We start from the raw sequence: 11,184 nt of genomic DNA on the forward strand, positions 1-11,184 counted from the left end.
ATATAATGACTATGATAAGATACTTTTTTTTAATCCTTTGTTTCATTGGGATTAATGAAACTCTGTTGGCTCAGGGGACAGATGCCAATGTTTTTGGAGATGTGAAATCTCAAGAGAGTGGTGAGCACATTCCATTTGTAAATATCTATTTGGAAGGAACTACCACAGGAATTACAACTGATCATACGGGACACTATTTATTGGTGAATCTACCGGAAGGTGATCATGTATTGGTAGCTAAATCGATGGGGTATGAGACGGCTAAAAAGAATATAAAAGTCGTGAGTGGAAAAACCATAGAGGTGAATTTTGTATTGAAGGAACAGGTAATGTCGCTTGATGATGTGGTGGTTACCGGAACCAAAACCTTTAAAAGAAAAACAGAATCTGCTGTTATTGTGAATGTGATGGAGAGTAAGGCTCTGGAGCAGGTTCAGGCTTGTAACATTTCGGAAGGTTTGCGCTTTCAGCCAGGATTGCGAGTTGAAACGGATTGTCAGACTTGTAATTACACTCAGTTGCGTATGAATGGTTTAGGTGGTGGATATTCACAAATCCTGATTAATGGTCGCCCGATATTTAGCCCTTTAACCGGTCTGTATGGAATGGAGCAAATTCCTAGTAATATGGTAGAGCGAATTGAGGTTGTACGAGGTGGAGGATCTGCTTTGTATGGTTCGAGTGCTATTGGAGGAACGGTGAATGTAATTACCAAGATTCCATCGAAGCCAAGTTACGATTTTGGAGTTACCACTCAATTTATCGATGGTAAAGAATCGGATGTGATCATGAATGGAAACATTGGCATGTTGAATCAGAAGCGCAATGCTGGTGCATCGATTTATGTGAATCGAAGAACACGAAATGCTTATGATGCCAATGGCGATAATTACTCGGAGTTACCTGAACTGAAGAACAACTCGTTTGGTGCAAACTTGTTTTTTAAACCAACAGAAAACCAGAAAATAGAATTGAACTTTACCAGTTTGCATGAATACCGTTATGGTGGTGAAATGGTTGATAAGGCTGCTCATTTGGCGAAGCAATCTGAGGAAAGAACTCATGATGTTTTAATGGGAGGATTGGATTATCAGATCAATTTTAATGAGGACAATTCATCCTTTATTGCCTATGTTGCCGGACAATATACCGAACGAGCACATTATACGGGAATTTATCCTGATTCAGCTGAAGATATTCAAGATCATTTGGCGAATCCGCCATATGGAGATACAGAGAATACGACTTTACAGTTTGGGACACAGCTTAACCACAGATTGGATAATTTCTTTGGAGGAAAGAATATTATAACATTAGGAACAGAGTATGTTTATGATGATGTGTTCGATTCGATTCCGGCGTACAATTATGAAACAGATCAGACCACAAAGAATTTTGGAGGTTTTTTACAGTCGGATTGGGAAGTAAGAAAGAACTTAAATTTGCTTGCCGGAGTTCGTGTGGATAAGCACAATCTGGTTGATAATGCTATTGTAAGTCCGCGTTTGTCCTTACTGTACAAGTACAAAAATTCGACTCAGTTTCGTTTGACCTGGGGAACAGGTTTTAGAGCTCCACAAGCTTTTGATTCTGATTTACACATTGCTTTTGCGGGTGGTGGAATTTCAAGAGTTATTCTGTCTGATAATTTGAAAGAGGAACGTTCGAATTCGTTGAGTGGATCGGTGAACTTCGATAAGGCAACTGAGAAATGGATCGCTGGTTTTACAGTTGAAAGTTTTTATACCAAGTTAGATGATGCTTTTTATCTGCAGCCAATTGGAGAAGATGAATTTGGTGAGCGATTTGAGAAACGAAATGGTTCAGGTGCTAAAGTACAGGGAATGACACTGGAATTGAGAGCGAATTACAATCGTAAGGCGCAATTCGAAGCTGGTTTTACCTTGCAGACAAGTAAGTTTGATGAAGCGGTTGAAAATATTGAAGGATTGCCAGCAAAACGTGAATTTTTAAGAACACCTAAAGAGTATGGATATGCAAGTTTAAGTTATACTCCATCGCCTAAGTTTAGTGCAAGCCTAAGTAGTGTGTATACAGGTCCAATGACCTTGGTTCATTATGCAGGGGCTCCTGAGCAATCTATTGATGAATACGTTACATCGAAATCGTTTACCGAATTGAATATGAAAGTGGGGTATACTTTTAAATTGAAAGCGGTAGATTCCGGATTGGAACTGTTTGGAGGAATTAAGAATATGACCAATGAATATCAAAATGATTTTGATAGTGGAAAAAATAGAGATTCTAATTACGTTTATGGACCTGGAGCGCCAAGAACATTTTATGTTGGGGTAAAGCTAAAATCGTGGTAGTATAGACTAAATCGATATAGAAAGCCTGAGTTGAACTTGTAATGAGTTTAATTCAGGTTTTTTAATTTATAATCTTAACAAATCATATAAAAATGAGTGGATGGGAATCTCAACTCTAAAAATAATCCTATATTTAGCTTTGAGGTACAAATATAGCTTTAAAGCGTAGTTTTGAATGATTAAATTCCAACCACTTTTATTTCTTTTCATTCTATTGGGTTTCGCTCCAGATGCATTTAGTCAGTCGGGAGGGAAAACCGTAAATGAGTTATTTTCCGATGTAGAGATTTCTAAAAAAGTTAAATTTTTAGGAGACGAATGCTGGAAATTAAGAGAACTCGATTCTGATTCTGCATTAGTTCTTGGCGAAGAGGCATTGAACTTGGCAATAAAGCATGATCTTCAAAAGGAATTCCCGCGTCTTTATGGTTTTATGGGTGTAATTCAATTGCATTACATGTATCGCCCGAAAGAATCCTTGCATTATCTTCATTCTTCATTAGAACAAAGTGTTAAGCAAAAGGATAGCATTCAGTTGGCATTTGCTTACAACAACCTGGGTGATCTGTATCTGTTTACGGGAAATATTCCATTATCATTAAAATTCTCGGAGCAATCCCTGGAACTTTTTACCGAAATAAACTACTCTGTTGGGAAGTCCTATTCGAATGTGAATATGGGATTGGTTCATCGAGAGAAAAAGAATTATAATCTGGCATTGGATTATTTTAATGAGGCTATTGTTATTTGGGAGGAAATGGGTGAAGAGATAGGTATTGGCGCTGTTTATTTGGAGATGGCGAAAACCTATGAAGACATGGAAGATCTGGATATAGCGATGCTTTATTATCAAAAATCGTTACAACGTACAAGTGGTGAGCATTTAGTGCGATATGCAGCCTTTTGTTTGCATGGAATGGCAAACATATATTACAAGAGAAACAATCTGAAAAAAGCTCATGAATATTATCAAAAAGGAATACAGAGAAACCTGGAGCGAAATCATGAATTTGGATTGATTGATGATTATATTGGATTGGCTTTTGTTTACGCCAAACAAAACAGGCGAGAAGAGGGGGAAATGTATCTTGAGAAAGCTATGGATATTTCAAGGACTTTGGGTTTGAATTCAAAAATATTGAAAGTAAACAAATCATTTGCGAATTTTTATCAAATTCTGAATGATTTTAAGAAGTCAACAGAGTGTTATAATCGGTTTTTACATCAGTACGATTCTATCTTTTCAATTCAGCAGTTTGAGATCATTACGGAAATGCAAAACGGTTTTTCTGTGCAAAAATCCTTATTGGATACCGAGGAGGAATTGGATTCGCAAAAGACACAGGAAATTTACCTGTTGGTCATTATTTTATTGGTGCTGATTATTGCAGGCGTTATTTATGGGAGGTTTATTTCTCATCGAAATTTGAATCGAAAATTATCGGAAATCAATCAATCGAAGGATAAACTTTTTTCGGTGATTTCGCATGACCTTAAGAATCCATTCAATTCATTAATAGGTTTTAGTGAGCTATTGCTTTCTGAAATTGAGAATAGAAACTATGAGAAAAGTAAGCGATTTGCAACCTACTTGAATCAGGCTTCTGTTGAAGGGTTAAAATTACTTACCAATCTATTGCATTGGTCTTTATCGCAAACCGGGCGAATTCAATACAATCCTGAATTGGTTAATTTTAATGATTTATTTACTGAGTTAAAAGAGTTTTACGAATTAGAATCTAAGGATTATAATGTGAATTTAAGTTTCGAAAACCTATTGCAAGATAAGGTTAGTGTGGATTTTAATATTCTTAGGATTATAATAATTAACCTGGTTTCTAATGCATTGAAATATACTATGGAGGGAGGTGTTATTCTTGTAACAGCCTCGAGTAATGATAATAAGGTAAAAATAAAAGTAAGAGATACGGGGATTGGAATGTCGAAAGAGCGATTGAATAGTATATTCGATAAGGGTACTTTTGTAGAAAGTAAAAAGGGATTGCGAGATGAACACGGTACAGGTTTGGGCTTAAATATTGTTGACGAATTGGTACAAATTCATAAGGGTGAAATTAAAGTGAAAAGTGAGGAAGGAAAGGGAACCACTTTTGAGTTGGAGTTCCCTTTGAATCTTTCCAATATGTAATTGTTATTGCATAATTGTTGAATAAAATTCGGGTGATTTTCTGTGTTTTGTTGCTTGTTCGTATGCGTAGGCAAATTGAATTAATTTTTGCTCTGAGAAAGCTTCTGCAAAGAATGAAATGCCAACCGGTAAACTGTGAACAAAACCTGCAGGAACCGTAATGTTTGGATAACCAGATACAGCAGCAGCCTCGCTACTTCCTCCACCATAATGATCTCCATTGATTAAATCGATACTCCAGGCAGGACCATTTGTAGGTGCGATTAACGCATCTAGTTTGTGTTTTTGGAGTGTAGCATCAATTCCTTTTTTACCAGCCAATTCTTTACACTTTTTTAATGCATCAAGATATTCAGGTTCATTCAAATCTCCCTTTTTGTTTGCCATTTCCATAATCTCTTGTCCAAACCATGGCATTTCAAGATCAGCATATTGTTTGTTAAAGGCAATCACATCTTCTAAGGTTTTAACAATTGGGTATTTACAAGAAGCTAAATATTTGTTCAAATCGTTTTTAAACTCATACAATAGCACTTCAAATTCTTCACTGCTGTATTGATGTAGGTTTTCAAGTTCTACATCAATGAGTTCGGCTCCCGCAGATTTCAAATCTTCGATTGCTTTTTCCATGATTTTATCCACTTCGGTATGGAATCCGAACAGTTGACGTACAATGCCAATTCTGGCTCCATGCAAAGCTTTGGAATTTAGATTTTTGGCATAATTAATTGCTGAATTGTTGTTGTTAAGGGTGATTTTATCACTGTTATCCTTAGCTGTCATTACACTTAGTAATATTGCAGCATCTTCAACCGATTTTGCCATTGGACCGGCTGTATCCTGTGAGTGAGCAATTGGAACAATTCCAGATCTGCTAACCAATCCGAGAGTTGGCTTTATTCCTACAATGCCGTTGTGTCCCGAAGGGCAAACAACTGATCCGTCTGTTTCGGTTCCTAAAGCTGCCACACAAAGATTGGCTGCTACGGCAACTCCTGATCCGGAGCTAGATCCACAAGGAGATCTGTCAATCACATAAGGGTTGTGGGTTTGACCACCTCTTCCGCTCCATCCACTCGATGAGCGCGTACTTCTAAAGTTTGCCCATTCACTTAAATTGGTTTTGGCTAAAATGAGGGCACCGGCCTCGCGCAATTGTTTCACAACAAAAGCATCAAATTCAGTAAAATTTCCTTCCAGTGCGAAGGATCCAGCGGTAGTCATCATTTTATCGCCAGTATTAATATTGTCTTTAAGCATTATAGGAATACCATGTAATGGTCCTCTGATCATGCCAGCTTTTCGTTCTTCGTCCAGTTGTCGGGCAAGTGGTAAAGCATCTGTGTTGATATCTATTACTGAATTTATTTTTGGTCCATTTTTGTCGATGTTTTCAATTCTATCCAAATAGGCAATCACCAATTCTTCCGAACTTAGCTGACCTGAATTCATCAAATCTAACAATTCAGTTATACTTTTTTCATTGTAAGGGAAATTATTAAAATCTTCCTGATTTGGAATTTTTTCTTCCGGATTACTGGAACTTTGACAAGCTTGTAAGCCTAAGCCAGAAACAAAAGCAGCACTAATTGCGGAAAGAGAAATGAATTGACGTCTCTTCATGGTGTATAGAATTATAGGTTTGTATGTAGTGATTTTCCTTAAATGTAGGAAAAAAAGAATTATTTCAGGATTTGTCAGTCAAAAAGAGAGTGAGGGATTTGCTACTGATAAATACCTGTGAACTTACTGTCTGTATTGGACTTGCGATCCTTAGTCTTGGAGGTCAGGGAATTGATGTTTGAGCTAGGTGTTAAGCTATTTGGAGAAAAGGCATGCTCTGATTTTAATTTTTTTTATCTTGCAGACGTGGATTCTATCATCTCATGCTATATGATTGTTACCACAACACAACTGAACCATGATGACAAAATATAAGAAACTAACATTTCCAGCACTTTTTTCGGAAACCGTAAAAAAATATGGAAATTGCAATGCGATGGCTTTAGTAGGTCAGGAACCATTGAGCTATAATGAAGTCAATTCTAGTATACAGGCAATAATTGCATTTTACGAGAAGCTTGGAATAAAACCTGGCGATAAAGTTGCCTTATTAAGCACCAACATGCCGAATTGGGGTATGGCGTATTATGCAACTACTTTTATGGGAGCAGTTGTTGTTCCTATGTTGCCTGATTTTAGTACTGCTGAAATTGAAAATATACTAAAACATTCTGAAGCCAAGGCGATATTTGTATCGAAAGGCTTGCTACCTAAACTTAAGGAAATTAAATCCGATAGTCTTCAGTATAAGATTGCAGTTGAGAATTTTAATTTGATTGATTCAAATGACACGGTTCATGCATTTCAATTGGGAGAAACACCATCTGACACGTATGAGGTCGATGAAGATGATATGGCTGCGATTATTTATACATCAGGAACTACAGGTAGTTCAAAAGGTGTAATGTTATCGCACAAAAACATTTGTTTCAACGCAACAAGAGCTAAAAATATTCATCCAATTGATGAAACAGATCGATTTCTTTCCATTTTACCATTGTCTCATACCTATGAAAATACTTTAGGATATGTGATTCCAATGATTGCAGGATCTTGTATTTACTATTTGGGAAAAACTCCGGTTCCATCTTTGTTAATCTCAGCATTTAAGGAAGTTAAACCAACCATAATGTTCTCGGTTCCGTTAATCATCGAGAAAATATATCAGGGGAAGGTATTGCCATCCATCAATTCTAAGGCGATCACTAAGTTTTTGTATAAGATTCCTTTCTTTCGCAAGAAATTAAATTTGGTTGCGGGTAAAAAATTGATGCAAACATTTGGAGGAGAGTTGACCTTTTTTGGAATTGGTGGAGCGAAATTAAGTTCGAAGGTAGAATTGTTTCTTCGAGAGGCTAAATTTCCTTATGCAATTGGATATGGATTAACAGAAACAGCTCCTTTATTAGCAGGAATAGGACCATCAAAAACTAAATATCAATCTACAGGTCCTGCACTGGATGGTGTGAAGGTGAAAATTAACGATCCTGATCCTAAAACACAAATTGGTGAAGTTTGGGCTAAAGGTGATAATGTAATGATGGGTTATTACAAGGAGCCGGAAAAAACCAAGGAAGTTCTGACTGAAGATGGTTGGTTCAAGACAGGTGATTTGGCAAAAATGGATAAGGACAACTTCCTTTATATTGAAGGCAGGTTAAAAAACATGATTGTTGGTGCTAGTGGTGAAAATATTTATCCAGAAGAGATTGAATCAGTAATAAACAACTTTAAACATGTTGTGGAGTCCGTGGTTATTGAAAAGAAAGGTAAATTGGTTGCCATGGTTCATTTCAATTACGAAGAATTAGAGTTGCAATACAAACACATGAAAAAGGAAGTTGAAAATTATGTGGATCAAACGGTTGACGAATTAATGGAGGAACTTCAAGTATACGTTAACTCAAGAGTAAACAAATTTTCTCAAGTACAAATGGTAGTTGCCCATGTTGATCCATTTCAGAAAACGGCTACGCATAAAATAAAAAGGTTTTTGTACCATTAAATTGGATATAGAACTTAAGTTATATAAAGGGAGACAGCTTATGCTTGTTTCCCTTTTTTATTGTAGGAAATTTATGTTTTTAGGCAGAATTGAAAAGTCAATTGTCTTTTAAGTTTCAGATATTCAGGCTTTGACTGTCTGGTCTAATTTTAAATAAGGATTCCCATTAATTCAGACTTGTAAATCTCTAATTAAAAATCCTACATTTGTTCTGTGATTTGGCAATGTCAGTTCGTTTGATCTGATATTAAAGAGGGAATCCGGTTTAAGTCCGGAACTGTACCCGCAGCTGTAATCTCTACACCAAACTCTACTGCATTATGTCACTGTATTTCATGGGAAATATGGGAAGGCGCAGCCAGAGGGAGAAAGTCAGAAGACCTGCCTGATAACGAATATGTTTAATCGATACTTTCGGGAATAAAGGTGAGATTATGAGAAAAATTATGACTTCCATGCCTGCGGGGCGTGTTGATTTGAGTTCGCTAAAGCAGAACTTTATTCATGTTAAAAAAAGAACCGGTGAAAACCTTTTCACCTGGTTAAAGTCGATGCTAAGTCGAATATCCCCAATTCAAATTATTGAGAATGCTGAGGAATCTCTTCATGAGGAGAAAATGATTCCTGTTGTGGTATTTCACAAAAGGTTCAATAGATAAAAATCTATTGGCTTAATTGTCGTATTCGCTAATAAGAAGAATTGAAATATCAAACAATCGTTTGAATCCAGAAAATTCAGAAATCATGATAGGTGTTAGAGGAAAAGTAAGCATTGTAGGTGCTGGTCCGGGCGATCCGGAATTGATAACCATCAAAGCAATTAAAGCTATTAAGAAAGCAGAAGTTGTTTTGTATGATTATTTGGTCAGCAAAGAGTTGTTAGACTATTGTCAGGATGATTGTGAGATCATTTATGTCGGTAAAAAAAACAGACAGCACACATTTCCACAGGAAGAGATCAATAAAATGTTGATTGATTATGCATTGACAGGTAAGAAAATCGTACGCTTAAAAGGTGGTGATCCTTTTGTTTTCGGTCGTGGAGCTGAAGAGATCTTAGGATTAAAAGAACACGATATTGAATTTGAGGTGATTCCTGGGATTACTTCAGGAGTGGCGGTTCCAGGAGCAGCAGGAATTCCTGTTACTTTAAGAAATGTGGCTTCATCTGTCGCTTTTTTTACTGGTCACCAATGTGCCAATCACAAAACAGAAATTCAGTGGGATAAGATTGCTACAGGAATCGACACTTTGGTTTTCTATATGGGCGTTACTCAGGCTCCTAAGATTATTAAGCAGTTGGTTGAAAATGGCAAAGATGCCAATACTCCTGTTGCTATGATTCGTTGGGGAACACTTCCTCAGCAAGAAATCCTAAAAGGAACTTTATCAGATATAGTTGAAAAAATGGAGGAACGTGGATTTAAGCCTCCGGCAATTTTCATAGTAGGTGAGGTGGTTGCCTATTCAGAACAACTGTCTCCACTAATCAATCAAATGAACGAAACTCAAACGGTATAGCTATGAGCAAAAAAGGTATTTTGATTTGCGGTCATGGAACGCGCAAGGAGAGAGGAGCTAAGGCTTTTCAGGAATTTGCAGAGAAATTTGCTGCAATAACTTCGGATTACGAAGTGGAATATGGCTTTTTGGAATTATCAGAGCCGGATTTTGAAACTGGAGTGAAGCGTTTGGTTGAGAAAGGAGTATCAGAGATTGTAGCTGTTCCTGTTTTTCTATTTACCGGAGTTCATATTCAAAGAGATATTCCTTATGCTTTAAATAGTTTTCAGGAAAAGTATAATGTAAAGATTCAATTGGCGAATTACATTGGAACTTGTAACGAAATGGTTGAGTACGGAGCTGAATTGATAAATAATACAATAGCTGATAAAGAATGGAAGGCTGAAGATACTGCTTTTCTTGCTCTTGGAATTGGTGCTTCGAAACCTGAAGCAAATGGTGATTTAGCTAAAATGACTCGTTTGATTCAGGAGAAGCAAAATTATCCTTTCGCAGTTAATGCTTATACCAGTAGCATGACCTATCCGGCATTACCACCAGTTTTGGATTGGTTGAAAGTTTTGCCATTTAAGAATATTGTGATGCTTCCTTTTGTGTTTTTTTCTGGTGTTTACATGGACAGAGCCTATGAAACAATGGAAGTTTTTGCAAAAGAGAATCCTGATAAGAATATTGCTATCGCACCACTTTTAGGTGATACAGATGGCTTATTTGATGTTTTAAAAACAAGATTGCAGGAAGTTTTGGATGGTAAAGTGGATTTGATTGAATCAACGGATTTAACGGGGGTAGAGCCACATCATCATCATCATCATCATCATGGTCACGATCATGGGCATTGCCACGGGCACAGCCATGATCATGGACATCATCACCATCATTAAGATATAGAGAAGAATATGAATGGAAAAGTATTTGGAGTAGCTCTTGGTCCCGGAGATCCGGAATTGATTACCATTAAGGCATTGAAGTGTTTGCAGAGAGTGGAGAAAATCTATTTTCCGGCAACCCAAACGCCTAAAGGAAATCAGGATAGTTTCTCTCTGGTGATTTTGAAACAATTGGAACTGGATGAATCAAAATTTGTTCCTGTAAATGTTCCGATGAGTAAGGAAAGGTCGCATGCAGAAAAGGCATATGCTGAACTTTATCTAAAGGTTGAGAAGGACGTAGCGGAAGGAAAGCAAGTTGCTGTTGTAAGTGAGGGAGATATTTCATTCTTTAGCACTTTCTCATATTTGTTGGAAGATTTTCAGAAGAATGAAATCAATTTTGAAATGATTCCTGGAGTACCGGCATTTATTTTGGGTGGATCGGCAGGGCAATTGCCACTTGTTACTCAGAAAGATAAGCTTTTGGTCGCGCCTGACTTGGAGAATGAAGAAGAACTAAAATCACTTTTGGAACAGAATCAAACGGTGGTTTTAATGAAAATCTCTAAGGTTCGAGATTGGATCAAAGAGTTTATTGAAGAAAGCAAGTTGAAATTCTTTTACGGGGAATATTTGGGTACAGAAAAACAATTTACTTGTAAGGATATCGAAAGTTTACAAGACAGAAGAATTCCATACTTCGCCATTATCATTTTTTACGGAAATAAATAAAATATC

The 11,184-nt window shown here is 36.8% G+C and carries 8 protein-coding genes and 1 riboswitch; of the genes, 7 read left to right on the top strand and 1 reads right to left on the bottom strand.

Annotated elements, in window-relative coordinates; genetic code table 11:
* The first annotated feature begins 11 nt into the window (after positions 1-11).
* A complete protein-coding gene (locus GCQ56_RS18755; RefSeq protein WP_152736073.1) occupies positions 12-2,333 on the top strand; it encodes a TonB-dependent receptor in 2,322 nt (773 codons plus the stop codon).
* Positions 2,334-2,508: 175 nt separating this feature from the next.
* Complete coding sequence (locus GCQ56_RS18760; protein ID WP_152736074.1) at positions 2,509-4,482, top strand: tetratricopeptide repeat protein; 1,974 nt, start codon at positions 2,509-2,511, stop codon at positions 4,480-4,482.
* A gap of 3 nt (positions 4,483-4,485) precedes the next feature.
* Here GCQ56_RS18760 and GCQ56_RS18765 read toward each other — a convergent pair whose 3' ends face one another.
* The gene (locus GCQ56_RS18765; protein ID WP_152736075.1) at positions 4,486-6,105 is read right to left on the bottom strand and encodes an amidase; all 1,620 of its coding nucleotides are present in this window, start codon (positions 6,103-6,105) and stop codon (positions 4,486-4,488) included.
* Positions 6,106-6,403: 298 nt separating this feature from the next.
* Between GCQ56_RS18765 and GCQ56_RS18770 the strand changes: the two genes are divergently transcribed.
* From GCQ56_RS18770 to cobI, 5 genes are all read left to right on the top strand, one after another.
* Positions 6,404-8,050: an AMP-binding protein gene (locus GCQ56_RS18770; protein ID WP_227006120.1), complete on the top strand. Its 1,647-nt coding sequence runs from the start codon at positions 6,404-6,406 to the stop codon at positions 8,048-8,050.
* Between the two features lie 202 nt (positions 8,051-8,252).
* A riboswitch (cobalamin riboswitch) is annotated at positions 8,253-8,454 on the top strand.
* 30 nt (positions 8,455-8,484) lie between these two features.
* Positions 8,485-8,709: a hypothetical protein gene (locus GCQ56_RS18775; protein WP_152736076.1), complete on the top strand. Its 225-nt coding sequence runs from the start codon at positions 8,485-8,487 to the stop codon at positions 8,707-8,709.
* Between the two features lie 16 nt (positions 8,710-8,725).
* Positions 8,726-9,571 carry a uroporphyrinogen-III C-methyltransferase gene (gene cobA, locus GCQ56_RS18780; protein WP_227006121.1) on the top strand — a complete coding sequence of 282 codons (846 nt, stop codon included), beginning with the start codon at positions 8,726-8,728 and terminating at the stop codon, positions 9,569-9,571.
* Positions 9,572-9,573: 2 nt separating this feature from the next.
* Complete coding sequence (locus GCQ56_RS18785; RefSeq protein WP_152736077.1) at positions 9,574-10,458, top strand: sirohydrochlorin chelatase; 885 nt, start codon at positions 9,574-9,576, stop codon at positions 10,456-10,458.
* A gap of 15 nt (positions 10,459-10,473) precedes the next feature.
* A complete protein-coding gene (cobI, locus tag GCQ56_RS18790) occupies positions 10,474-11,178 on the top strand; it encodes a precorrin-2 C(20)-methyltransferase (RefSeq protein WP_152736078.1) in 705 nt (234 codons plus the stop codon).
* Positions 11,179-11,184 lie beyond the last annotated feature (6 nt).

Origin of the sequence: Marinifilum sp. N1E240, assembly GCF_009295825.1 — a bacterium.
Taxonomy (GTDB): Bacteria; Bacteroidota; Bacteroidia; order Bacteroidales; family Marinifilaceae; genus Marinifilum_A; species Marinifilum_A sediminis.